The sequence below is a fragment of the Niallia taxi genome, assembly GCF_004005475.1.
In the GTDB taxonomy this organism is placed as follows: domain Bacteria; phylum Bacillota; class Bacilli; order Bacillales; family Cytobacillaceae; genus Niallia; species Niallia taxi.
Genome location: NZ_RZTZ01000011.1, coordinates 118,840 through 144,395 on the forward strand (window position 1 = coordinate 118,840; position 25,556 = coordinate 144,395).

The window sequence follows — 25,556 nt, forward strand, 5'->3', positions numbered from 1 at the left end:
AACCTCCTCTCATTCATTAAAGTCCCAATCTACTCCCCATTTTCCATAAATCTCCTTAAACGTACCATCCTCTTTTGCCGCTATAATTGCTTCATTTAATTTATCTACTAAAGCTGTGTTATCCTTGGCAATGCCGATGCCAATCTCGCCAGCAAGGGAAGGAACATAATCCTCTACCACACGGAATTTAGCATCAGGATTTTTGCTTTTTAAATATGTGAATGTTGGAGAATCAGCAATTGCTGCATCTAAACGCTTGTTTTGAATATCCTTTAATAAATCAGCAGTAGTTTCATATGTTTTGATAGTTAAATCAAGTGAACCATTATTTTCTTCCAGCATGTCTTTGTAGGATGTTCCGATTTGCACTCCAACTGTTTTTCCTTTTAAATCTTCAAGCGATGCCGTTTTCGTGTCACCTTCTTGGACAATTAAACCTTCTCCATAACCAAAGACAGGCTCTGTAAAGTTAATAACCTTTTTTCTCTCATCGGTAATATACATACCATCTACAATCACATCTGCTTTGTCAGATTGAAGGGAAGGAATAAGAGAATCCCATTCTGCCGTTTGCATTTCTACTTTAAGATCAGCTCTTTTTGCCAAGTCATTAATGATGTCATACATAAAGCCTTCATATTTACTAGTTTTTGGGTCAATAATCCCGAATGGTGCCCCACCGGCTGTAGTAATAACGCGAATCGTATCATCACTGTCAGATCCTTTGCCAGATGTAGATGAGTTAGAATTACCACAAGCAGATAAAGCGACTAAAAGCATACAAAGCAAACCAATGAATAGACCTTTTTTCATTTTTATTCCCCCATGTTGGTTTATTGTAAGATACTCCGAATTCTCCTATTTAAGGTAAGCGCTATCATTATTTTTTAGAAGATTAATAAAGTTTCTCCATTCCTTATCCTTGTCAACTCACCCTTTCTATATTTATCTGAATTTTTAGTTTTCGTTGAATTTATCATATCATAGAATTTCTTCTTGGTATATACCAAAAGATTATTTTCTATGTCAGATATTCTACCAATTTACATGAAAATTTCCGTTAACCTTCTGTGTTGGCAAGGAAATGACAAATGCATCTGAATCGATATTTTTCACCACATGCAATAATTCCGCCCATTCACCATTAACAATCACACAAAGCAATACGGAACGATCTGTATGACTGTATACCCCCATAGCATTCCAAGAAGTAACGCCCCTACTTAACGTCTTATTTAATTGCGTGGAAACAGTTTCCCCTTGATTTGTGATAATCATGATCGTGTTTCTTTGCGCAATATGTAAAATCGCATCATATGTTTTTGTACCAACAAAAAACGATAGAATCGTAAACATTGCTGCTTCTAAATCAAAGAGATATGCTGAGACGACAACGATACTGGCACTGAAAATAAGACCGAAATTACCAATGGAGATATTGTAATACTTCGCTACAACACGAGAAAGAATGTCAAGGCCACCCACTGAACCACCAAGCCTGAGAATTAAGGCCGCTCCTATTCCCGATACCATTGCTCCGAATATTGCATTTAGCAGCGTATTATTCGTCCATACTGCCTGAATAGCAATCCATTCAAGAAAGACAGAAGAAATGATAACAGAGAAAATCGTATAAAGGATAAATTTCTTGCCAATATGAATGTAGCCAAGAACGAGCAAAGGTATATTGAAAAGAAAATACTGGATTCCCATCGGCCAGCCGAATAGATGATAAAATATGACACAAACACCGCCAAGTCCTCCGGCCAAAAGCTCAGCAGGCGCTAGAAATTGATTAGTACCTAAGGCGAATAAAAAGCATCCTGCCGTTAATCCTGCCATATCAAAAGTGATGCGAGATTTGTTGCCAAGTCGTAAATTGTGCTGAAGCTTAAGTGAATATCCTTTTTCCATCTTACTAACCTAGTATGCTTCTAATATTTTTTAGTGAATGCTGTAAGGCTTTATCTGGTTCTAGATAATAACTGGAGGCTGCTAATTCCAAAGACAAATAGCCTTTGTATCGAAAGCTATCAATCTCGTCTAAATATCTTTTTATCGGTAAGCTTCCATCGCCAACAGCAAGATGCCCGGACGGAGTTCCATCAATAAGGTGAATGTGACGCAAATCTGCTCCAAGTGTTTCAAAATAGTCTTGGATTGAATCACCTGCAACTGCCATTGCAACAATATCCAGCATGCCTTTAAGACTGTTCATGTTAACGTCCTGGAGCATTTGCTTTAAGGTGTGAATATTTGTGACTAAATTTGACTCAAATGGCTGTAACGGTTCCAACAATAACGTTACACCTAGTTCTTCTGCCCTTTTAGCAAGTGCTGCAAGTGCATCAAGAGAATAGCTCCAGGCATCTGCAATCGGCTCATCATAATAGCCCCACCCTGATGTCATCAGCATGAAGTTTGTGCCCAATTCCTGTGTTATTTCAATATTTTTCATATAATAATCAATACTGCGCTTTCGAATGTCAGCTTCACTTGCTGCAATATTGTTTGCATACATGAGCTGTTCGGGAGTATAGCAGATTAGCTGAAGATCATAGCTTTCCATTTCCCTTCTTATTCTTGCTGCATCTGCCAAGGTGACATCCTCTGAATACAAGTGTGGAAAGCCTCCCCATAATTCAATATTAGCAACCTCATGCTTCACCATCGACTGAAGAAAGTATTCTAGTGAATAATTCATATAATGCAGATTCATCCCTGCGAGTTTAGATATTTTCATGCTCTCACCCCCAAATACGCAAGTGCATTCTCTAATGGTTTAACAGGATCCGTAATATATCTGCTGCCAACCAGTTCTAGGGTCAAAAACCCTTGATAATCATGGTCGTTGATTTCATGTAAATACTGAATTAACGGTAAATTACCATCACCAGGAGCGAGATGACCGGAATCAACGAAATGAAGATGTCGTAAATCCTTGCCCAATTCGCGGAAACACTGATCAAGGGTTTCGCCTGCAGCCGCCATTGGAGCTGTATCAATGACAGCTTGTAAATGAGCAGAGTCTACCTCCCTTAACATCCTTTTTAAGTCTGTTGAATGATGAATCAGATTAGACTCTTTTAGTTCCAAGGCTTCAAGAACGGCGGTAATATCCAGTTCTTGCGCCTTTTTCGCAATTGTCTCAAGAGAGTCTCTTGCCCTTTTCCATGCTTCCTCTACAGGCTCATTATAATAGCCTTTGCCTGGAACTATTTGCAGCATGCTTGCACCAAGCTCTTTAGTCACTTCAAGACTTTTTATAAAATAATTAACACTTCTATTTCTAACACTTTGTTCTTTTGCGGCTATATTAATAGGATAAATACACTGTTCAGGGGTAACGCAAATCAGCTGCAACTGGCACTTTTCGATTTCCTTCCGGATTTTCCTGACCTCACTCAACGTGACAGCTTCCATATATAAATGTGGTGATGCTGCCCATAATTCAATATTTTTCAAGCCAAGCCTAACCATAGAATCCAAAAAGAACTCGAATGAGTGCCGCCGGAAATGTTCATTCATACCTGCAAGCTGTGACAGTTCCAATTTCCTCATTCCTTCATCACTCCATTTAATAAGGGTTAAATACCTGTACAACCTTTGCAGCAATGTTTGCACCTGATTGTAAGCATTCCTGAATGCTTTTTCCGTTAACAAGACCATGTATATATCCTGCGATAAACGAATCACCGGCGCCAACTGTGTTTACAACAGGAACACGGACAATATCCGCTTCGTAGAAACGGTTGCCATTATAAGCAATGCTGCCCTTTTCCCCTAATGTAACAATAACCGTCCTTGGGCCAAGCTGATGCGCATCTTTCATGTATGCTTCGATATAAGAGTCTTTTTGATGATAGGAGAAAAAGGCATAATCGACATTTGGCAAAATTGACTTAACCTCTTCATTTTCAAGCTTCACCGAAAAATCATAAACAATTCGCACACCTGTTTGTTTTATTAGTGGAAGCTGATGATTTACTTTGCCCCAAAAGGATGTGTGCACGAGATCATGTTCAGCTATGAATTCCATATCACTCTGATTTAGCTTAAAGTTTTCAAGCACACCTTCAAAATACTTTGTATGAATTCTTTCTGTGCCTTTTAAAGCCATCTTCGTGATAGCTGTATTTCCTTGTTTTTGCTGAAAAAAGGAGAGGTTGATGGTATGTTTTTTCAAAAAGCTAAGCATTTGCTCTCCATAATCATCATCACCTGTCACACTGACAAGGGAAACTGGCACAGCCAATCTGCTTAAATGAACAGCAACATTGACAGAATTACCAGTCGGACAGCTGATGCCAAGCTCTTCATAATCATCGATACAGTTATCACCAACAGTTACGACCCGCATTATCTCCCTCCTATTCTCCGAGAATATGGACAACAAATTCCCGAAGCAGTGGTCCGTCCATTTCCACAAAATAGATGGTTTGCCGTGAGCCTATCACCATTTCCCCGTCATGGAGCGGAAAAAAAGTATCTTTCCCAATTAGAGCAGATCTTAAGTGGGAATAGCCATTAACCGCCATTTGTCCATCTGAGTGCAGGAATCGTGCATGATGATAATCATTTACTCGTGGTGCAAGGCGCTCCAGCATCTCAAGCAGGTCCTTTTCTATATCAGGCAACCCTTCATTAACGGTAATGCCACTAGTTGTATGCTTTGTCATAATATGAACAGTGCCAATAGTTAATCCTGCTGTGGCAACTGCTTCCTTCACGGTATCTGTAATATTAATGATTTCCAGATCATGTTTTGTTTGCAAGGAAATTGTTTTTACAACTGATTTCATCCCTCATACCCCCGATCCAGATCCAGTAATACAGCCGCATTATCATGAAAAATATTCGCTTCAAGCTTAGGATTTAACTGCAAATCCTGTACAGCCCAAACAAGCCTTTTAGGATCAACTCTTGGTGAATTAGAACCAAAAACAATCTGCTTGGCAAGGCTTCGCTTTATATTGTTAAGACCAATCTTCTGCTCAAGCACCTGTCTAACAGAGTCAGATGGAGTACCGCTGAAAAGGATAGATGTATCAAAATAAACATTTTTGTATTTAACTCCTAGCATAAAGGCTTCAGATACCCATGGCCACGCAAATTGAGCAATGATTACCTTTAAGGCTGGAAAATCTTGAATGACTTTTTCAAGCATTAGCGGGTGTGCCAATGCTGCTTGACCTATTGGTGATAAGCTCATACCACAGTGAAAAAAGATCGGTATGTCTAGTTCACAGCAAAGCTGATAGATTGGATAAGCATAATCTTTGTTGTTTATATCAAATTGTTGTAGGGAAGGATCTAATTTCAGTCCTTTTAGTCCATATTCTTTGATTGATTTTTCAAGCTCCACTAATGCATTAGGATTCTTTGGGTCGACGGAAGCGAAACCAATAAAGCGAGAGTTTTTTTCCACTAACCAGGAAATTTGTTCATTTGTGACGAGCTTACAGCCATGTGCAGTGGTGCAATCAATTGGCATTATAACCGCCTTTTCAATGCCGGCCGCATCAAGCTGATACATATGTGACGCCAGTGAGTGCGGTGAACTGTAAACACCATAAACATCCTTAACGTATTTTTCCAGTGCTGGGTCTTGATCAACGATTTCCTTTATATGCAGCGGGTGCTGATGAATATCAATCAGAATAATCACTACCTTTAATTAGAATGGTGTGCTAAAGGAGTATGTTAAGAATACTCCTTCTGCATTACTATTAGTAAGCAAGTGTTCTGTAATATCTTCTCTTATCCAATGAATGACCGCGCTTATTCTCTAAATGAATACTCACACGTTGTAAAGCAGTTGCTAGGACGAGCGGTGCTAAATACTTTCTGAATTCCGTGCTAATACCCTCAAGAACATAGTCTTTTGTATCAAAAATCGTTAGCTTTTTCGTAAAGTCATTCGCAAAATTCTCGACACGATCCATTAATGGACGAGTCTCATCCTCCGATTTTAAAAGGATCATACTCATATTTTCATCAACAATCTCGATTGTGCCATGGAAAAACTCTGCAGCATGTATCGCCTTTGTCGGAATCCATTGCATTTCCTCCAGCACACACATGGAATAAGCATATGTTCTGCCCCATGCAGTGCCAGAGCCGACAAGCATATGATACGTTTCATCCTTATATTTATTGGCAAATTCCTCTGCCTTTTTATCACTGTCTTGTTTTACTTGGACTAATTGATTTGGTATTGCTTCTAATTGGGAGATAAATCTTTCATAGTCTTGAAATTCGCCGTTGTTATGAATCAAGCGGAAAATAACGATATACATTTGCAGATTAATAGAATCTGCCGCAAAATCATTTTCAGCATAGTTAGCAATTGGATAGTCAACGATATTCGCTAAAGCAGTTCCCATTTCACCAACTAAGCCAAGCGTTGTTGCTCCTCTTTGCTTACAGAATTCCGCTGCAGCAACTGTTTCTGCAGTTGTCCCAGATAACGATGACAAAATAACAAGCGAATCCTCGCCAAATTGCTTATGGTTTTGCAGCATAAACTCAGAAGCGATCTCCGCGTATGTTGGAATCGTCGAAATCGAATTTAGCATATACTCAAATGGATACATAATCGCAATCGAACCGCCAGAGCCAAGCAAAAAGATATTTTTAAATTTTTTCTTGGAGATTTCATCGACCTTTGCTTCAATTTCTCCTCTTAATCCCACTGCCCCTAATGTGACTTTCAAGTAGTTTTCCTTATTAAATTTTAACAATGGTAATCACTCCTTATCAGATTGTCATCCTGGTATATACCAGTATTTAGGAAAATAATTTTGTGTTGTTGCAGATGATAATGGTACGGGATAAATCTTCGGAACGTGCTTTGATGGCTGTAACGGAAGAAGGTAAAAACTCTTGTTGAAAAGTTTCGTAATGTGGTAATTTGTTCCTTGTGTAACAGTATTCCTTTAAGTAACAAATAGATGATGTTAATTCTTTACTGATTGGTATATACCAAAATAATTGTCAATATGGTATATACCAAGATTTACTTTGATATTAACACAGTCTATTATTTTGTACAATATTCTAAATTATATTTATTTTTCGACAAATCTTCTCAACTATTAAATATTCGATATAACCGCTCTACTGCTTCGACAACCTTGTCTTCCTTCACATTGGCAAAGCCTAATACCAGCTTAATCCCTTTCTCCTTCGTACAGATGTCCTTTAACAAGAAACGTTTCATACTATAAATCTCAAGCTTTTCTTTCACTGCTCTTTCCTCTATTTCCTGATAGCTTTTTTCTGAATGAACATGAGCAAGAAAATGCAAGCCTGCAGGTACAGCGTCTACTTCGATTTTATGAGAAAACCTTTTATTAAGCTCTGTGATTAACAGCTTTCTGCGCGTTTCATAGTGGTGGTTCATCTTCTTCACATGTTTTGCATAATTCCCACTTTCTATAAAATAATGCAAGGTGTAAAGCATTAAAGAATTACTGTACTGGATGAAATTAGTGTAATATTGCCGATATTTCCTTAACAATTCAGGAGGTAAAACCATATAGCTGATCCGCAGTCCAGGCAGCACTGTTTTTGAAAAGGTTCCCATGTAAATAACGCGATGATTTCGATCTAAGCTCTGTAAGGAAGGAATATTATCTGTTTCATATTTAAATTCACTGTCATAGTCATCCTCCACAATATATCTATCATCCCCTTTTGCTGCCCAGTTCAACAGCTCGATTCTTCTAGAAATTGGCATGATTTTACCTGTAGGAAATTGATGGGACGGTGTCACAAATACAATATTGGCATTTGCAGCTTCTATATCTGTCAGTTTGATTCCTTGGTCATCTAAGGATATCGGCTCAACAGCAAAATTCATTTTTTTTAGCAGCTCGAAAAAGCGGGCATACCCTGGATTTTCTAATGCGATGACAGAATTGTGGTTCATACATTCCATCAATTGACCAACCAATAATTGTGTACCTGCTCCAATTACGATTTGTTCTGGTTCACAATTAACGCCACGGGTAATAGCAATCATGCGACAAATTGACTCCCTCACTTCATATGGTCCTTGGCTGTAAGTCATTTCAGATAGCTCTCTTGGATAAGAGTAAATCGCTTTTTCCTGACACTTAAGCCATTCCTTAAATGGAAAATAAGAAATATCAGAAGCCATATGTGAAAGGGACAGCCACCCTTCTCTATTTACTGGTTTTTCTCTTAAGTCATCAGGCAGTTTATCTGTACCCCCGCTATCTTGTTGTACAAATTCTGTTATGTTTTCTACAAAATAGCCTTTTCGTTCCTGTGTGTAAATATAACCTTCTGCCAACAGCTGTTCATAGCCAATCTTGACAGAATTAATACTAACATCCAAGCCTTCCGCTAATGCTCTTTTCGATGGCAATTTTTCATGTGCCTTCAGTTTACCATTGAGAATATTATCTTTAATTCCTTCGTAAATTTGCTGGTAAATAAAATTGGTATCTCGTTGTTTATCAATTAATAGGAACATACTCTCCTCCCATCTGGTACCAGATTTTTTTCAGATTTGGTGCTTTTTATTATATCAGATTATTGCCATAATTCTCTCGTAATCTATCGACAAGGGAGAGACTAAGATGCCAACCTCTTATTCACAAACAGCACAATTACAGGAAAAAAGAGCAAAATACGTGCCGAAGGGTGTCAGTAACGGCAATTTAAATTTTGTCAAAGCTGCCAAAGGAGCAACGGTAACAGATATTGATAATAGAGAATGGATTGATTTTGCCGGTGCTATCGGAACATTAAACGTAGGCCACAGTCACCCGAAAGTAACGGCTGCTGTTAAAAGCCAGGTAGAAAAGTTTTTACACCCTGGCTTTAACGTCATGATGTACGAGGGCTATATTAATCTTGCAGAAAAACTATGCCAAATTACTCCTGGAGATTTTGAAAAACAAGCGATTTTCTTTAATTCTGGAGCAGAAGCGGTTGAAAATGCGATTAAGATTGCGCGCCGCTATACGAATAGACCTGCAGTCGTTTCGTTTGTACGAGGGTATCACGGCCGCACTAATTTAACTATGGGCATGACAAGTAAGGTGAAGCCATACAAGTTCGGGTTTGGTCCCTTCGCTCCCGAAATCTATCAAGCTCCTTTTCCATATATGTATCATAAACCAGCTGGAATGACAGATGAGGAATATGTAGATCAGGTTATTCGAGACTTTGAGGATTTTTTTATCGCAACAGTTGCGCCAGAAATGGTCGCTTGTATTGTGATGGAACCAGTACAAGGTGAAGGCGGATTTGTGATCCCTCCAAAGAAATTTGTCCAAGCAGTGAAGCAATTCTGTGAGTCACACGGAATTGTATTTGTGGCAGATGAAATTCAAACTGGCTTTGGCCGTACTGGCAAATTATTTGCGATCGAGCATTTTGACGTAATTCCTGACTTAATCACCGTATCCAAATCACTAGCCGCTGGTCTGCCATTAAGCGGTGTTGTCGGTAAAACAGACATCTTAAATGTTGCGGATCCTGGCGAGCTTGGTGGCACTTATGCAGGCAGTCCAGTTGCATGTGCGGCAGCATTAGCGGTTATAGATATTGTAGCAGAAGAAAATTTGGCAGCAAAAGCGGAAATCATCGGGCAAGCCATTGAAGCAAAATTGCAGACGCTTCGTACAAGGCATGACTTTATTGGCGATATCCGCCGCTTAGGAGCAATGGTTGCTTGTGAGATTGTAGAGGGACAGGGAAACAAAAAACCAAACAAAATAAAAACAGCACAAATCACAAAATTTGCAAATGAAAATGGATTACTACTTCTTTCAGCAGGCCTTAAAAGTAATGTCATTCGCTTCTTAGCTCCACTTGTTATTACAGATGAAGAGCTGGCAACGGGATTAGCAATTCTTGAAAAAGCTTTTGAATAAGGGTGGGATATAGATGACTAATCTAATAGAAGTAAAAAATCCGGCGACAGGTCAAGTTATTCAAGCGATTCCTATTAATACAAAGGAGGAAATTAAACAAGCCATTAAAAACGGCCATGAAAGCTTTAAAAAATGGGCAGGAATCCATGCTCACGAGCGCTCCCGTTTGCTAAAAAATTGGGCACAAATCATACAAACGCATAAAGCAGAAATAGCTGAAGTTATGACATTAGAAAACGGCAAGCCTTTGGCAGAATCACTCGGAGAAGTCGATTATGCAACAAGCTATATTGACTGGTATGCAGAGGAAGCAAAACGCATTTACGGAAGAACGGTACCTGCAACCTCTGAAACAAAAAGGATTGTTGTAACAAAACAGCCAATCGGCTTAGTTGCTGCCATAACACCATGGAACTTCCCTGCGGCGATGATGACGAGAAAAGCTGCACCAGCATTGGCTGCAGGCTGTCCATTTATTGTCAAACCAGCTCCCGAGACACCGTTAACAACGATGAGGTTAATCGAGCTTGCACACGAAGCTGGTATTCCTGTTGATGTCATTCAATATGTAAATGGTGATGGGCCTGAAATTGGTGAATTGTTTACTAGCAGTGAGTATATCCGTAAAATTACGTTTACAGGGTCGACACCTGTTGGGAAGCAGCTAATGAAAAACAGTGCTGATACTGTCAAACATATGACGATGGAATTAGGCGGCCATGCCCCACTCATTGTTGCTGAGGATGCAGATCTCGAATTTGCTGTGCAGCAGACAATGCTGACAAAATTCCGCAATGCCGGTCAAACATGTGTATGTGCGAACAGAATTATTGTTCATGAAAGTATTGCCGAGGCTTTCTCAACAAAGCTTGCAGAAGCAGTCAATAAATTAAAGGTTGGTAATGGCCTTGATGAAGCTACACAGATAGGACCCATCATTAACGAAAAAGGCTATAACAAAATAGTCAAGCAAATCAATGATGCCCTTGCTAAAGGGGCAGTCGCTCTTGCAGGAAATCATTATACCGCAAATACAGAATACGGTTATTACTTTGTTCATCCAACTGTATTAACAAACGTAAGCCTTGATATGACCATTATGCAGGAGGAAACATTTGGACCAGTTGCACCAATTATTACGTTTAATTCTTTGGAGGAAGCAGTCAAAATCGCGAATGGCACACCTTATGGTTTAGCTGCTTACTTCTTTACAAATAACTATAAAACAGGCATCTATTTGAGCGAAAATCTTGATTTTGGGATTGTTGGCTGGAATGATGGTGCACCATCTGGAGCTCATATTCCGTTTGGAGGCATGAAGGAAAGCGGGATTGGCCGTGAAGGCGGCGTGGAAGGAATGGAACCGTATTTAGAGACAAAGTATTTATCCATTGGCAATTTGTAAGTAATTATGATAAAAGGCTTGAGCTATTGGATAGCTCAAGCCTTTTATCATTTTTATACAGCTACACTCTCGTTAACTACCACTTTCTTCTCAACCGTAAATTGATCAAGTGCTTGATCATCGATATCATAGCCAATACCTGCTTGTTGTGGTACATCCACAAATGTGCCGTTTAGCTCGATTTCTGGTTTAATGATATCTTGGTTGTAATAGCGGGATGATGCTGCAATATCATTTGGCAATGTGAAACCTGATAGCGTAGCAACTGCGACGTTATGTGCACGCGCAATCCCTGAATCTACCATGCCGCCACACCATACTGGAATTCCGTGGCTCTCACAAAGTGCCTGGATTTTTTTCGCTTCTGTTAAACCGCCGACACGGCCTACTTTAATGTTGATGATGCCACAGCTTCCTAGCTCAATCGCTTTACGTGCATCTTCGACTGTATTGATGCTTTCATCTAGACAGATTTTTGTGTTGATTTGGGCTTGTAGTGTTGCATGGTCTACGATGTCATCATGGTCAAGTGGCTGTTCGATCATGATTAAATCTAATTTATCCAGCTCTTTGAATACTTCGATATCATCTAATGTGTAAGCAGAGTTAGCATCTGCCATTAGCATTATGTCGCTGAATTGCTCGCGAACAGCTTTCATGATTTCAACATCTTTACCTGGTTTGATTTTGATTTTAACTCGTCTGTAGCCTTCATCTAAATAGCCTTGCACAACTTTAACCATTGTTGCAGCGTCCTTTTGGATACCAATGCTGACGCCTGTTTCTACTTGTGTTTTCGTTCCGCCAAGAAGCTGGTAAACAGGCTTGTTTTCGATTTTTGCATACAGATCCCATAGTGCACAGTTGATTGATGATTTTGCTAAGTTGTTTTTACGGATATGCTCGAAGATCGTGCTTGTTTCGTCAGGATGAGCAATATCGCCTGCTTTTAGCAATAATGGAATTAAGCAATCCTGTAATGCAGCCCAACAGCCATTAACGAACTCTTCATTGTATAATGGGTATTCAAATGCAGAACACTCACCATAACCTACTTTACCTTCGCCATGAATCTCAACAATGATGCATTTTTTTGCCGTCATTGCCGCAAAGCTTGTTTCAAATGGTGCTTTCAATGGAATATCAACTTTTCTTAGAACAATTTTATCAATTTTCATGGTAAACACTCCTTAAGATTGTTTTTTCAAATATTCTTTTAAGTTAGTTAATACACGGTTGTTGTGAGTCAGCAGGATGTCCTGCAGCTCTTCAAACTTAGCTTGTTGTATCAAATCAAGCATCTTCTTATGCTCCGTTATAGAGAGATGGATGCGATTTTCAAATGTGAAGTTGAGGTTTTGGAACATTAACAAAGGATATTTTAATTTCAAGTAGAACTCCTTCAGCACATCACTGTTCGTTAAACAAATCATGTGATAGTGAAAGTTAAAATTCATCAGTGTATAGTCTACTTGATTTTTCACTGTTTTCATTTGCTTCAATTCCTCTTGAAGTGAATTGAATGAATAATCAGATATATCACCTTGGTTTAAGCGGCGAATTGCCATTTGTTCGATATTGTTTCTAATTTCGAAAATATCGTACACGTCCTGCGCTGAGAATTCCTTAACAAAGCTGCCTTTTCGCGGCACCTTCACAGCAATTCCTTCCTGCTCCAACCGGTACAGTGCTTCTCTTACAGGTGAACGGCTGACAGAGAATTTCTCCGCATAATCACTTTCACGAATCCGACTGCCCTGTGGCAATTCACCATTTATAATTTGATTGACCATATAATGAAAGATCTCATTGGGCAATTGTTGGGTTTGCAGTAACATCCTCTTCTTCCTTTCTTTTTGGTACAGCACGTAAAGTTAATGAAACGATAAAGGAGAGGGCCACAGCAGCAATCAAGAAAATAAACGCTGCATTGTATGAACCATTAAATAAATCAATCAAGAATCCAATCGCAAGCGGTGCCACAAAGCCGGCGATTTGTCCGCCGAAGTTAACAATCCCAGAAGCGGAGCCAAACTTATCTGGTAAAATGAAGCTCGCTAATAACGCAAAGATTGAGCCAAATGCAATTGATTTAAAGAAATACACGAGTATTTGGAAAATGATTACGGAAGTTAATGTTTTTGATGAGTACATTCCGTAAATAAGTACTGCAGTTAAGATAGAGACAATACTTAGCAAGTATTTTTCTTTTTGCTGGAAGAACTTCATCATCAGCCACCCGCTCAAAGCTGCGCCAAGTCCTGCGGCAATGAATGGGAGCGGCACTAGAATAGAAATTGCTTTTAAGTCAACACCACGGACATTTAATAAATAAGTTGGCATCCATGAATCTAAGCCCTTATTAACAATACTTACACCGAAGCAAATGATAACTAATTGCCAAATGATTGTGCTTTTTAATAGCTCTTTATAGCTGATAGAGCTTTTCGTTTTTGCTTGGACTGCAGCTGTAGTTTGCTTCATTGGACGAAGCCAGAAGAAGTAGAACACAGCGAAAACGATACCGATAACACCAATAATATAAAACGTGCTTCTCCAGCCAACAGCTAAAATTAGCGGTGCAATGATCAATGGTGCAATGGCACTGCCGACATAGTTAGAAGACAGCATACCCGTAACAGCTTTTGGTCGCTGAGACTGTGGAAATACTTCAGACACGGCCTTCAAGCTAGCTGTTGGATAGGCACCTTCACCAATACCGAAAAGTATACGGATAAACAATAAGGATACTAATGACCAAGCCATCCCAGTCATCGCAGTGAAGATCGACCATAAAAGGATGGCGATAAGAGCGACAATATTGGAGCCGAACCTATCAGCTAACCATCCGCCTGGTATTTGCATTAGGGCATAACTGAAGAAGAAAACACTGACAACTAAGCCAAGCTGTGTTGCATCAAGGCTGAATTCAGCCCCTATGTACGTTAAAGCAAGTGAAATGGCGGCCCTGTCGATATAACAGATACAATAGCCAATGTACACCAATGTAAATACAAAATATTTAGATCGAACTCCCTTTAACGTACTCATTTTGCTTCACTCCGCCCTCTATAATTTTAGAAATTTCCGAGATAATATGATAAGTAGATTTAATACCACTTTCAAAATTAACAAGCTTTAGATTCTCATTCGGCGCATGATTCGCTTGATCAAAGTTAGCATAAGGAACAATAAGAACAGGAACATTTAAAATGTCTGTCCACACATAGTTTGGCAATGTTCCCGGCATAACCGGCTCTAATATAGGATCTGTTCCGAAGCCTTGTTCAAGTGCTGCCAATACTGGCTTAACAAAAATGGAATCAATATTTGTACTAGACGGAGGAGTGGAAACCATTTTTATAACAGAAACGCCTTCAATTGGTTCAATCATTTTTTCGATATTTTGATAGATTTCATCAGGATTTTGCTTGCCGACAAGGCGCATGTCTAACTTCAGCAATGCTTTTGATGGAATAACCGTTTTTGCGCCTGCATCAACATAACCACTGTTAATACCTGAGATGTTTAAGGTTGGTTCATACATTAATTTTGTGAAGTATTCTTCTTGGGAGAGTGTCAGGTTAGGTAACCCGATCTTAGCTGCTAATGTTTCACTATCATACGGAATCTGATGTAATATCGCTTTTTCTTGTTCATTCGGTGCTTGTACGCCTTTATAGAAGTCTTTAATTGCCACCTTGCCGTCATTACCTTGCATTTGTGACAATAATTCTACTAGCTTCCAAGCAGGATTTTTAATAATATTGCCAGTGTTGCCGGAATGATTATCCTGGCTTGCAGAAACTGCCTCAAGCTCTACATATAACATTCCGCGAACACCAAGACGAAGCACAGGTGCGCCGCTTTCATGACAGGAGCCGTCGATGGAAATCGCTAAATCTGATTTTAATAAATCATCCTTATGCTGTTCAACAAAGCTTCCAAGGTTTGCACTGCCTTGCTCTTCCTCTCCTTCAAACACAAATTTCACATGAAAAGGAAGCTGTTTATGTATTTCTAAATAAGCCTTGATCCCAAGCAATTGCGCCATTAACTGCCCTTTATTATCACCAACACCACGGCCATACAAGCGGCCATCTCTTACGTTTGGCTCAAATGGCGGGCTAACCCATGCATCAACAGGATCTGGTGCCATCACATCGTAATGACCATACAATAAGACGGTAAATTCCTGCTGCCCTTTAATTTCCCCAAACACAATCGGATGACCAGCAGTTTGAATGACCTGCGTTTTAGCTTGAATGTCTTCTAGTAACGCAGACACCTTTTCTACTGTTTCCTGCATCCCTTCACCGCTGGAGCTAATACTCTTTTGTTTAACAAGTGCGATAAGTTCATCTATATTCTTCGTTCTGTTAGAATCAACGAATTCTTGAATATTAGTAGCTGCCACACTAAAACCTCCTTCACCATTGTCGATTGTCGACAATTTCTAATCAATAAGTTACTACCTTGGATAAAAGAAGTCAATATATTTTCAGAAAATTATTTATATTAGATTTATTTGGATATGATGCTTTATTGAGATAAGATAGTTGTTTTATTATTGTGGGATAGAAACTATGAAACTTATGATTGGTATATAAGAAAAGGTGGAATATTGGTTTCCTCCCTTTTTGTGTGGCAAAATTGGTTTTTCTTTATTGCTTAGTTTTTTTAATTAATTTTGCACTTATTTGGATACGTAAAATTTATTATTCGTTGGTTAATCCATGCTCCTCGTTTCTCATTTCGACTTGTTTATCTGTGCGAATTGGTATCCTATCTATTTGCTGTAATGTCTTCCAAATCATCAGAATAAACAACTTAAGTCCCGTTTGGTCAATGTCTTAACATTTAACTTTTTCTACATTTCTTAAAAGCATTCCTTCCAGTTGAAAACCCACTTCTCCTCCTCATCACAAATTCTTACTATATATGACTGTGCGACTCATATAACCCTAATTTTATAACATTCCTTAGTTTAATTTTTACAAAAAAACCAGCTTTAAAATGTTACTAAAAAAGCAACTATTTCCGAATTAATGGGAGTAAAATCGGTGCCCTTTCCGTGAAAAGTAAATATAGCGTTTGAGTCATAATCTATAAAAATAAAATAGACTGCCCGCAAACCTAAATTACAATAAGTTTGTAGACAGCTTAAAGAGAAAAGTATTTCCCCACTTATTTATAATTAGTTTCCATTAGACCTCCCCTATTACCAAGGGGTATAAACTAATTCAGGACCTTCTTGGGTGCGTAAAATCATTGAATCTATTCGTTTATTTATCCATTCTCGCAGTAAAAATGCGCCATTATTTGTTTCTATTTGGATATCTGAGCGGATTGGTAAGCTATCTAATTTCTCCAGTACCTCTACTGCCTCGTTCCTATTAATCGGATGTGGTGCATATACGACGATATCAAGGTCGCTTGTGGCTTTTAATGCTGGGTATCCAGTTGCTATTTCGAAGCCTGCGCTGCCTGTTGGGCCCCATTGCCAGTCACCCATGATTTCTGCCACTTTATCGATGCTTTTTAAAACAGGCAGTTCTCGTCTTTGTGCGTTAAGCGAATTCCAGCTTTTTTGTTCTGCCAGCATGTATGGTGTTATAATCTCTTCGATTCCATTGCGATGTAATATCGCTGTTTGCCGCTGATTACGTTGCTCCCCTCGTATACCTACAGGAATGAAATCACTAGTTTGTTCTGCTCTGCGTACGACAACGAATGGGGCACTCCTTAATGAGGCAGTGACCCATTCGTTGTCTTCCTTCCATTCCAGCAGTGATAGATCTGAGACTTTTATTAAGTCATGTGGCTGAATTACCATTGCTGTCTCAGCATTTCACGAACCTTCAGTGTTGCTGCACGGCCACCATTTATTGCTTCGTCTGTTTGCAAGCGAAAGCTTAAATCAGTCGCTGCATCCTTTGTGCTCGCAATTGCCTTAAGCAATGTTTGCTCTACTGTTTTTATATCATGTTCTGTTGGTGAATCGGCGTTAATATTGGTAAGTAATTTATACAGCGGTCCTAATGAATGATAGCTGTGAACATCATACGCCATAGATGGAACAGACTTTGTTGCTTCCTCTAATTGTTCGATCGTGCGCTTTGTTATTCTCGCGGCTGATGCTTTTGACATTGCTTGAATGTTTATCTTGTCATCGTCTAATGCAATGAGACGATTGGACTGCAAGCCATGTGCTAAAAAGGCGCCGGAAATGGCATTGCCGCAAATAAGCCCGATAACGGGGTGACCCTTTTGCCTTGCTGTTGCATACGCATCTGCACTTGCGGCAAGTGCTAAGCTGATGCCAACCAGTTCCTCTTTGTAGCCATATGCTTGGCTTGGCACATCAATTACGGCGATAATTGGGCGTTTGACTTCTTTATCAGCATCTTGACTAATTACATCGCGGACAATTTGTGCTGCAGTCCAGCCTTCAAGCAGTCCTACTTCCCCATTGCGAGCTCGAGGAAAATGATTATTAGCATCTGGAACAATCGCAATATAGCGAGCCAATTGGCCATTTTTGGCTACATCAGCCGCTAATACAGATGGTGTTGTACTTGTCGGATGTGTGATGCCAGTCAGTTCAGCGAACCATTTATAGCCTCTTGATTGCGAAATGTCTGCATTCCCGTCTTCCACCATTGGGACTGTCTGCTTTTCCGCTTGATGCTGTTTAAAGTAATCTGCATACTTTTCAGGACTCCATTCTGCAGAAGAATCGATTCCTTTAAGTAATGAAAGATGGAAGTCAACCTGTTCTGTTTTGGCAGGTCTTTTTCCTTCTGATAGCGCGACCTCGATTGCCTCCACTATCGACTCAATGTCATCTTCTATTACTTGATCAAGCAATCCCGTTCTAACACGTTGTTTTGCGCCAATTGTATTCCAAATCAATGCCTTGTCACTTGAATCAAATTCCATAACACCAGCCTCTTGCTCAATTACCTCTGGTCCATTCAGTCCTAAGCGGGCTTTATTTGTGGCAAGCAATGTTGTGCAAAGTTCAGCGACAATCGACATGCCACCGAATGCACCGACTCGACCTGGAACCAAACCAACTACAGGGACATAATGACGTAATGCAACAATTTGATTCGCTATTTCAGAAATCGATAATAGCCCGTAATTCGCTTCCTGAAGGCGCACACCGCCAGTATCAAATAATATGATAGGATAAACAGCGTTGCCTTGTTTATTATCTTCCAAAGCCAGTTCTAGTGCTCCAGCAATTTTCGCACCGCTGACCTCACCAATACCGCCGCCTTGAAACGAACCTTCTAACGAAATAACGACAACATTTTTCTGATTGATTTGTCCGCGCGCAATTATAACCCCATCGTCGCTTTGCGGAACGATTCCTTGTGGCTCTAGGTGCGGTGACTGCATTTTATCGAGTGGTCCCAGCAATTCACGGTAAGTGTCTTTATCCAATAACGCTTTTGCCCGCTCACGTCCATTCAATTCTACTAAACTATTCCTCAATTCTGAGCACCTCCAATGCTTGGTTAAGCCTTAACTGGACCACACCTGGTGTTGCACCAAAATCATGTATTGTAATATTTGCGGTGATAGGATAGCGATTGAAAAAACGTTCTAATACATTTCCCCAAACCTCGCCAAAGCCATCACTGCCTGTAAGTACACTAACTTCGGTTGAAGTTCCCTCAACCGGCTCGATAATAATTTCCAAATCCCCTGACCCGACAACACCAATATGTGTGGCGGATTGAATCGGTTTAGAAGTTTCAAATTGAAACTGTAGTTTTTCCATTCTTGAACACCTCCGTAATTAACTGACTAAGAACATTGTCGCTGCCAATAAATCAGCACTTCCTCCAGGGGAAAGCCGTTTGGATTTGCAGTACGCAGACAAGTATTGAAAAATGTCTCTGCCCGGTTCTGTAGCAAATCCCCCATATTCTAAAAACTCGTTTGCCATGCTTTTTATTTCTACTAAATCAGCCCAATCTCCACGGTGCAAAATACATGTATCGTCAACCGTTGCCATTAAGGATAAGAGGGCATCAATTCGGGCAGCATCCTCCGTCTTCCCTAGAGTTCGAGCATTTATCAATGCAGGCAAGGATGCATGACGAATATGGGGAAAGCCAAGCTGTGCTTCTTCCTCCGCACCCATAACAGGATACTTCTTTTTTACAGCCTGTCCGTGGGTGTAGCTCGTTGGTCTGTAGCGATCTTGATAGGATGCAATTCTTCCTGCCGTTTCTAATATCTTTATAGGATTTTGCTCCTCTGGATTCGTTGCCTTTGCACTAACCAATAACCCTAATGCCCAAATCGCACCTTTATGCGTATTAACCCCATTTGTAGCGGAAAGCATAGTCTGCTCCCCTTGCCTTCCAATTGCAGCTATTTTCTCACGCAGCTCTTGATTGACAGGATGGAGATAAGAAATACTGGCAATCTCTCTGAAAGTCTCTTCTAATGCATATGCTGATGTCAGCATGTGTTCAAGAGACATATCAGCATGTGCGCCACTATTGTCTGCATCAACTAAACCTGGCTTAGGTGTCAGTATCGCTTCATCAATTAACGCTTTTACTGCTTTTGCAGCCAATACCTCCTCAAGTTTTGCAGCTATTAGCATTAAGACCAGCTCCGGAATTTCGCAGGTGGCACGTAAAGACCCTCTGACCAATCTACTAGATCACTAACAGACTGTGCGGCAAGCAGGGAGCGTTTAGCTTGCTGTCTGGCAATGCCGAGATCCTCTGGATAGGCGACAATGCCTTGGTCTCTTAGAACTCTAACGTCCTTTTCTTTGCTTTCCATTCCTAAAGGCGTTACACCGGCGATTGCAGCAAGGGCTTTTTTCCGTTCTTCTAAGCTATCAGACTTATAAAGATAAGCGATGCCTTCTTCCGTAATTACATGTGTCACATCATCGCCGTAAATCATCGTTGGTGTAACCGCAAGACCTGATTGTGTTTTTACTTGTATCGCATCTAAAGAATCAACAAACACAGGCTTTTTATTTGCACCAAATGTTTCGACCATTTGCACAACAAGCTTTCGGCCCTTCGCAAGCTCATGCGGTTTTTCAATCATATCAAGCCATGCTGGTGTTGCATGACGGCGTCCGCGTGGATCATGCCCCATATTTGGTGCACCGCCAAAACCTGCTAACCGTCCTGCGGTTACAGTTGAAGAGTTTGCTTGAGCGTCCATTTGCAGTGTGGAACCGATAAACATATCAACCGCAAATTGGCCCGCTACTTGGCATAATGCACGATTGGAGCGCATCGATCCGTCTTTACCGACGAAAAATATATCAGGTCTTGCCGCAATATACTTCTCCATGCCGACTTCACTGCCGAAGCTGTGAATACTCTCGACCCAGCCGCTTTCAATTGCCGGTATTAATGTTGGATGAGGATTTAATGCCCAGTTTCTAGCAATCTTTCCTTTTAAGCCGAGCTGTTCCCCGTATGTTGGCAGCAATAGCTCGATAGCGGCTGTATTAAAGCCAATTCCATGATTTAAGGATTGCACCTGATGCTTTCCATACACCCCTTTAATTGCCATCATACCCATCAACACTTGTAATTCGGTAATATTTTGCGGATCACGTGTAAACAGTGCTTCAATAACATATGGCTTATCAGCTTTAACAACCACATCGACCCATGAACCTGGTATATCAACACGAGGCAATTCATCGACAATATCATTGACCTGTACAATGACAATTCCGTCTTTAAAAGCAGCCGCTTCTACAATCGTCGGTGTCTCTTCTGTGTTATTGCCTGTATATAAGTTTCCGTCTCGATCTGCTTTATCTGCCGCAACTAATACGACATCTGGGATTAAATCGATAAACAATCGTCCAAACAACTCTAAGTATGTATGTATATCGCCTAGCTTCAACGTGCCATCCTCAATCATTTGCGCAACACGCAGGCTTTGCGAACCAGAATAGGAAAAATCAATTTTCGAGGCAATTCCGTAGTCAAAAATATCTAAATGTTCAGGCATTGAAATGCTCGACATAATCATATGCAGTTCATTTACCTTAGAAGGATCTACTTCTAATAGTTTTTTAGAAAGGAAGGATGCTTGCTTTTGATTATCCCCTTCTAACACTACCTTCGAGCCTGGTTCAATCAGCAGCTCCATTAATTCCACAATCCGCGATGTGTTTACAAATTTTCCGTTCAGCAAGCGGCTTGCTTTTTCTAATTTAGCTCGTTTTTTATCACGCTTTTGCGTCCATTTATTCACTCTGCTTGCTCCTTCCATTTATTAATCAAGTATCGTGTTGCTTCAAGACCGACCTCACCGGCAGCGATTTGCTTTGTTGTTCCATGTGCTTGCTTAACAAGGTTTGTTAAAACATTACCAGGCGGCATTTCTACAAAAGTATCCGCGCCCGACTCTACACATATCTCAGCCATATCGTGCCAGCGCACAGGATATGCAACATTTAAAGCTAAGTCTTCAGCAATTTTGTCTTTTTGTCTTAAAATCCTTCCAGTGTGATTTGCTAAATAAGGAATTTTCGGATTATTTAAGGTGAACGTTCCTACTAACTCCAGCAGCTCTTGTGAAACATCAGCCATTAATGGGCAGTGTGATGGGATTGCTACTTTAAGAATTGTTGTTTTTCTGGCGCCGAGCTTTTGGGCATGTTGGAAAGCTGTATGAATACCTTCAACTGATCCAGACACAGCAATTTGCTGTTCGTCGTTAATATTAGACAGATACACCGGCAATGCTTCTGTATGCGAAAGCTCAACTGCCTTTTTCACCTCTCGCTCAGTAAGACCGCTGATAACACCCATTCCATAACCGTCTGGATATGCTTCCTCAATAAGCTTCGCTCGCTGATATACTAGTTTAATAGCATCGTCAAAAGTCAATACATCCGCAATAACAGCCGCCGCAAATGCACCAATCGAATGTCCTGCCACAAACTGAGGCTGAATTCCCTGCTTCATTAACTCTCTTGCTGCTGCTACTCCTTTCACAAACAAAGCCAACTGCACCCAGAAAGTCGATTGAAAAGCGTCCTCATCATCTCTTAAATTAAATCTAATATTCTTTTTGGCATGATTCACATAGTCTGGCACATCACTCAGCATTCCAGGAATTTGTGCACCTTGCCCTGGAAAGGTAAAGACAATTTTCATGCTTTTCGCTCCTAAAAGTTTATACAATTCTTTACAATCTTTATTTTAATGTGTTTCAATAAAAAATAAAAATATATTTTCGGCACCTATTAATAACCAAATGGTTATAAGGAGATTTTCGATATGGATTTACTGCAGTTAAGATACTTCCAAGTAACAGCAAAGCATGAAAATATCACACATGCTGCCAATGAACTATTAATATCACAGCCTGCTCTCAGTAAAATGATCCGCAAGCTTGAGACAGAATTGGATATAAAGCTGTTTGATCGGAAAGGAAAAAACATTTTTCTCAACACAGCTGGCGAAAAATTTTTAAAATGGGTAAATTTATCACTCTACGCCCTAGATCAAGGCGTGTCAGAAATGAAAGACATTAAAAACGGGCAAATGGATACGATTACCCTTTATGTAACAGTCGGTTCGATGCTGCTACCAAAGCTACTCCAGCAGTTTCGAACTAAGTTCCCAAAAACACGCTTTAATTTAACACAGCACACGAATAAAAGTATTAGCTACAATTTTGCGATTACCTCCGAACCATTAGAGGGTAATGAGCATATCGTCTTACTGGAAGAAGAAATATTACTTGGTGTTCCTATCTCTCATCCGTTAAGCCATTTAGACTCCGTATCTCTCAAGGACTTGGAGAAAGAGAAATTTATCAGCTTAACGAGTGGCAAACCATTGCGGCACACAACTAATAAACTATTCGAACAAGTACATTATGAGCCAGATATTATTTTCGAAAGTGATGATCCAGCTACAGTACGAGGACTGATTCAAGAAGGACTTGGAATATCCTTCATCCCATCTATTCTTTGGAAAAATGTCAGGCAGGATCCCCTTAAGCTGCTGCATATTAGCGAACCAGAATGCAAACGGACGATTTATTTATGCTATCCAAGCGGGCATTCGTTTACAAATGTGGAGAAATCATTGTTCGATTTTCTCGTTGGTTTTTTTGAAGAACAGATTAGTGAATCACAAGGTCATTGAAGCTCCCAATCTTCAATGGCTTTTATTATGTTGAAATATGTTGATATTTATCTGTTAACTTACAAGGAAATGCTTAATCTTGTCAAATATTATCAGAATTTTTATATAAGTAATTGTTGTTTCCTTATTTTCACAGTGTTAACATTATTTTTGTAAGCGATTACAAATCATAAGGAGGAGTTACATGACTCAATTATCTGGATTGCTAAAAGAAAAGGTAGAAAGATTCCTTAACGGCCAGAAAAAACTATTTATTAACGGTGAATTTGTTGAAAGCACCTCACAAAAAACCTTCGATACATACAACCCGGCAACAGGAGAGGTTTTAGCAACTGTTTTTGAAGCAGGCCCAGAAGACATCGACCGTGCTGTCAAAGCAGCCCGCAAAGCATTCAATGAAGGCCCTTGGTCTAAAATAAGCGCATCTGAGAGAAGCCGCCTCATGTACAAACTCGCAGATTTAATGGAAGAAAACAGTGCCGAGCTAGCACAACTCGAAACATTAGATAACGGCAAGCCAATCCGCGAAACAACAAATGCCGATATCCCACTGGCAGTCGAGCATATGCGCTACTACGCAGGCTGGTCCACAAAAATCGTCGGGCAAACAATCCCTGTCAGCGGACCATTCCTAAACTACACACGCCATGAAGCAGTCGGAGTAGTCGGCCAAATCATTCCATGGAACTTCCCGCTCCTAATGGCAATGTGGAAGCTCGGTGCTGCACTCGCAACAGGCTGTACCGTCGTCCTGAAACCAGCCGAACAAACACCACTGTCAGCCCTTTACCTCGCAGAATTAATCCAACAAGCCGGCTTCCCAGAAGGCGTCGTCAACATCGTCCCAGGCTTTGGCGAAACAGCAGGCCAGCCGCTAGTAGATCACCCATTAGTAGATAAAATCGCCTTCACCGGATCGACTGAAGTCGGTAAATTAATTATGGCAAATGCCTCTAAAACATTGAAACGAGTTACATTGGAGCTTGGCGGAAAATCACCGAACATCATCCTGCCAGATGCAGATTTATCAAAGGCTATTCCAGGTGCACTTAACGGCGTCATGTTTAACCAAGGACAGGTTTGCTGTGCCGGTTCCCGTGTGTTTATTCAGAAGAAGCATTTTGATAATGTCGTTGCAGATATGGCATCACATGCAAAAAACATTCAACAAGGTGCAGGTATTCATGCAGATACAGAAATTGGACCACTAGTTTCTGTTGAACAGCAGAATCGAGTACTTGGCTATATTGAAAAAGGCCTAAACGAAGGTGCACAGCTTGTAGTTGGCGGTACTAAGCCACAAGAGCAAGGCTACTTCGTTTCCCCTACGATATTCGCTGATGTACGCGATGAAATGACCATTGCGAAGGAAGAAATCTTCGGACCGGTTATTTCAGCAATGCCGTATGATGATTTAGATGAGTTGATTAACCGTGCTAACAGCAGTGAGTATGGCTTAGCAGCAGGAGTGTGGACGCAAAATGTTGGCAAAGCCCATTATATTGCGAGCAAGCTCCGTGCCGGAACTGTTTGGGTGAATTGTTATAATACGTTTGATGCAGCTTCTCCGTTTGGAGGATATAAGCAGTCTGGTATTGGGCGTGAGATGGGATCTTATGCATTGGAGAATTATACGGAGGTTAAGAGTGTTTGGGTTTCTTTGGATTAAGATGTTAATAATATATGTTTGGAAGGTACTGGGTTCCAGTACCTTCTTGCATTTTCGAAAGATGAAAGTGCGATGGATATTTCTAACAATATTAAGAAAAAGAAGTAGCTCTGAATAGGAACTCCCCCTTAATTATGCAACTCCAGAAATCTAAATTCTAGCTAATTTTATTTAGTTTCTTCCTCTTCCTCAGTGTTAATTTTATTCAATATGATACAAGCTAATCCAGTAATAGCAAGAGGAATAAAAGCTTCGTAAACCTCTGACAAATCATCTTTAATAGCGTAGACTATTAATGCAAGGATGGAGACAATGGTATATAGAACTATTATTATCGTATTCATTACGAATCTTGGTTTATTTTTCATACTTGTCCTTTTCTAAAAACTAAAATATTTTCA

Annotated in this window: 24 protein-coding genes; 4 read left to right on the forward strand and 20 right to left on the reverse strand. The window is 40.1% G+C overall.

Translation table 11 applies throughout. The features are described 5' to 3' along the window. Nucleotides 1-9 precede the first annotated feature (9 nt). The 9 genes from EM808_RS21225 to gabR form a co-directional block, all read right to left on the reverse strand. On the reverse strand, nt 10-813 hold the full coding sequence (locus EM808_RS21225) for a substrate-binding periplasmic protein (protein WP_127740532.1): 804 nt from the start codon (nt 811-813) through the stop codon (nt 10-12). A 222-nt stretch (nt 814-1,035) separates the two neighbouring features. Continuing rightward, a complete protein-coding gene (locus EM808_RS21230) occupies nt 1,036-1,914 on the reverse strand; it encodes a YitT family protein (RefSeq protein WP_127740534.1) in 879 nt (292 codons plus the stop codon). Nucleotides 1,915-1,918: 4 nt separating this feature from the next. Then, entirely contained in the window at nt 1,919-2,743 is an 825-nt protein-coding gene (locus tag EM808_RS21235; RefSeq protein ID WP_127740536.1) for a TIM barrel protein, read from the reverse strand. Next, nucleotides 2,740-3,561 (reverse strand): TIM barrel protein, encoded by an 822-nt coding sequence (locus EM808_RS21240; protein WP_164849738.1) that lies wholly within the window; start codon nt 3,559-3,561, stop codon nt 2,740-2,742. Before EM808_RS21240 ends, EM808_RS21235 begins: the two co-directional genes overlap by 4 nt. A 16-nt stretch (nt 3,562-3,577) precedes the next feature. Further along, complete coding sequence (gene frlD / locus EM808_RS21245; RefSeq protein ID WP_127740541.1) at nt 3,578-4,360, reverse strand: fructoselysine 6-kinase; 783 nt, start codon at nt 4,358-4,360, stop codon at nt 3,578-3,580. A 10-nt stretch (nt 4,361-4,370) separates the two neighbouring features. Next, complete coding sequence (locus tag EM808_RS21250; protein WP_127740543.1) at nt 4,371-4,802, reverse strand: secondary thiamine-phosphate synthase enzyme YjbQ; 432 nt, start codon at nt 4,800-4,802, stop codon at nt 4,371-4,373. Further along, nucleotides 4,799-5,668 carry an amidohydrolase family protein gene (locus EM808_RS21255; RefSeq protein ID WP_127740545.1) on the reverse strand — a complete coding sequence of 290 codons (870 nt, stop codon included), beginning with the start codon at nt 5,666-5,668 and terminating at the stop codon, nt 4,799-4,801. Before EM808_RS21255 ends, EM808_RS21250 begins: the two co-directional genes overlap by 4 nt. Before the next feature lie 61 nt (nt 5,669-5,729). Further along, nucleotides 5,730-6,743 (reverse strand): SIS domain-containing protein, encoded by a 1,014-nt coding sequence (locus EM808_RS21260; protein ID WP_127740547.1) that lies wholly within the window; start codon nt 6,741-6,743, stop codon nt 5,730-5,732. 347 nt (nt 6,744-7,090) lie between these two features. After that, a complete protein-coding gene (gabR, locus tag EM808_RS21265) occupies nt 7,091-8,503 on the reverse strand; it encodes a MocR-like transcriptional regulator GabR (RefSeq protein ID WP_127740549.1) in 1,413 nt (470 codons plus the stop codon). Nucleotides 8,504-8,609: 106 nt separating this feature from the next. Between gabR and gabT the strand changes: the two genes are divergently transcribed. Together gabT and EM808_RS21275 are read left to right on the forward strand one after the other, a co-directional pair. Beyond that, nucleotides 8,610-9,911, forward strand: coding sequence for a 4-aminobutyrate--2-oxoglutarate transaminase (gene gabT, locus EM808_RS21270; RefSeq protein WP_127740551.1), 1,302 nt, complete (start codon nt 8,610-8,612; stop codon nt 9,909-9,911). Nucleotides 9,912-9,924: 13 nt separating this feature from the next. Continuing rightward, nucleotides 9,925-11,316, forward strand: coding sequence for an NAD-dependent succinate-semialdehyde dehydrogenase (locus EM808_RS21275; protein ID WP_127740553.1), 1,392 nt, complete (start codon nt 9,925-9,927; stop codon nt 11,314-11,316). Between the two features lie 53 nt (nt 11,317-11,369). Here EM808_RS21275 and menC read toward each other — a convergent pair whose 3' ends face one another. The 10 genes from menC to EM808_RS21325 all read right to left on the reverse strand — a co-directional run bounded on the left by menC (nt 11,370) and on the right by EM808_RS21325 (nt 22,487). Continuing rightward, nucleotides 11,370-12,494, reverse strand: a complete 1,125-nt coding sequence (gene menC / locus EM808_RS21280) for an o-succinylbenzoate synthase (protein ID WP_127740555.1) — start codon at nt 12,492-12,494, stop codon at nt 11,370-11,372. A gap of 12 nt (nt 12,495-12,506) precedes the next feature. Further along, entirely contained in the window at nt 12,507-13,154 is a 648-nt protein-coding gene (locus tag EM808_RS21285; RefSeq protein WP_127740557.1) for a GntR family transcriptional regulator, read from the reverse strand. Beyond that, a complete protein-coding gene (locus EM808_RS21290) occupies nt 13,123-14,367 on the reverse strand; it encodes an MFS transporter (RefSeq protein ID WP_127740559.1) in 1,245 nt (414 codons plus the stop codon). Before EM808_RS21290 ends, EM808_RS21285 begins: the two co-directional genes overlap by 32 nt. After that, a complete protein-coding gene (locus tag EM808_RS21295; RefSeq protein ID WP_127740561.1) occupies nt 14,339-15,733 on the reverse strand; it encodes a M20/M25/M40 family metallo-hydrolase in 1,395 nt (464 codons plus the stop codon). The genes EM808_RS21290 and EM808_RS21295 overlap by 29 nt, the downstream gene beginning before the upstream one ends. Nucleotides 15,734-16,537: 804 nt before the next feature. Beyond that, a complete protein-coding gene (locus EM808_RS21300) occupies nt 16,538-17,152 on the reverse strand; it encodes a malonate decarboxylase holo-ACP synthase (protein WP_127740563.1) in 615 nt (204 codons plus the stop codon). Continuing rightward, on the reverse strand, nt 17,146-18,819 hold the full coding sequence (gene mdcD / locus EM808_RS21305) for a biotin-independent malonate decarboxylase subunit beta (RefSeq protein ID WP_127740565.1): 1,674 nt from the start codon (nt 18,817-18,819) through the stop codon (nt 17,146-17,148). Before mdcD ends, EM808_RS21300 begins: the two co-directional genes overlap by 7 nt. Beyond that, nucleotides 18,809-19,108 (reverse strand): malonate decarboxylase subunit delta, encoded by a 300-nt coding sequence (locus EM808_RS21310; RefSeq protein ID WP_127740567.1) that lies wholly within the window; start codon nt 19,106-19,108, stop codon nt 18,809-18,811. The genes mdcD and EM808_RS21310 overlap by 11 nt, the downstream gene beginning before the upstream one ends. Before the next feature lie 18 nt (nt 19,109-19,126). Continuing rightward, nucleotides 19,127-19,945, reverse strand: a complete 819-nt coding sequence (locus tag EM808_RS21315) for a triphosphoribosyl-dephospho-CoA synthase (RefSeq protein ID WP_127740569.1) — start codon at nt 19,943-19,945, stop codon at nt 19,127-19,129. Further along, nucleotides 19,945-21,579, reverse strand: coding sequence for a malonate decarboxylase subunit alpha (gene mdcA / locus EM808_RS21320; RefSeq protein ID WP_412973754.1), 1,635 nt, complete (start codon nt 21,577-21,579; stop codon nt 19,945-19,947). The genes EM808_RS21315 and mdcA overlap by 1 nt, the downstream gene beginning before the upstream one ends. Further along, nucleotides 21,576-22,487, reverse strand: a complete 912-nt coding sequence (locus EM808_RS21325) for an ACP S-malonyltransferase (RefSeq protein WP_235856675.1) — start codon at nt 22,485-22,487, stop codon at nt 21,576-21,578. The genes mdcA and EM808_RS21325 overlap by 4 nt, the downstream gene beginning before the upstream one ends. A gap of 123 nt (nt 22,488-22,610) precedes the next feature. Here EM808_RS21325 and EM808_RS21330 point away from each other — a divergent pair, with 123 nt between their 5' ends. Both EM808_RS21330 and EM808_RS21335 read left to right on the forward strand, forming a co-directional pair. Beyond that, nucleotides 22,611-23,486, forward strand: coding sequence for a LysR family transcriptional regulator (locus tag EM808_RS21330; protein WP_127740573.1), 876 nt, complete (start codon nt 22,611-22,613; stop codon nt 23,484-23,486). Nucleotides 23,487-23,670: 184 nt separating this feature from the next. Further along, nucleotides 23,671-25,155 carry an aldehyde dehydrogenase family protein gene (locus tag EM808_RS21335; RefSeq protein ID WP_127740575.1) on the forward strand — a complete coding sequence of 495 codons (1,485 nt, stop codon included), beginning with the start codon at nt 23,671-23,673 and terminating at the stop codon, nt 25,153-25,155. Nucleotides 25,156-25,322: 167 nt separating this feature from the next. Here EM808_RS21335 and EM808_RS21340 read toward each other — a convergent pair whose 3' ends face one another. Next, nucleotides 25,323-25,499 carry a hypothetical protein gene (locus EM808_RS21340; RefSeq protein ID WP_164849739.1) on the reverse strand — a complete coding sequence of 59 codons (177 nt, stop codon included), beginning with the start codon at nt 25,497-25,499 and terminating at the stop codon, nt 25,323-25,325. Nucleotides 25,500-25,556 lie beyond the last annotated feature (57 nt).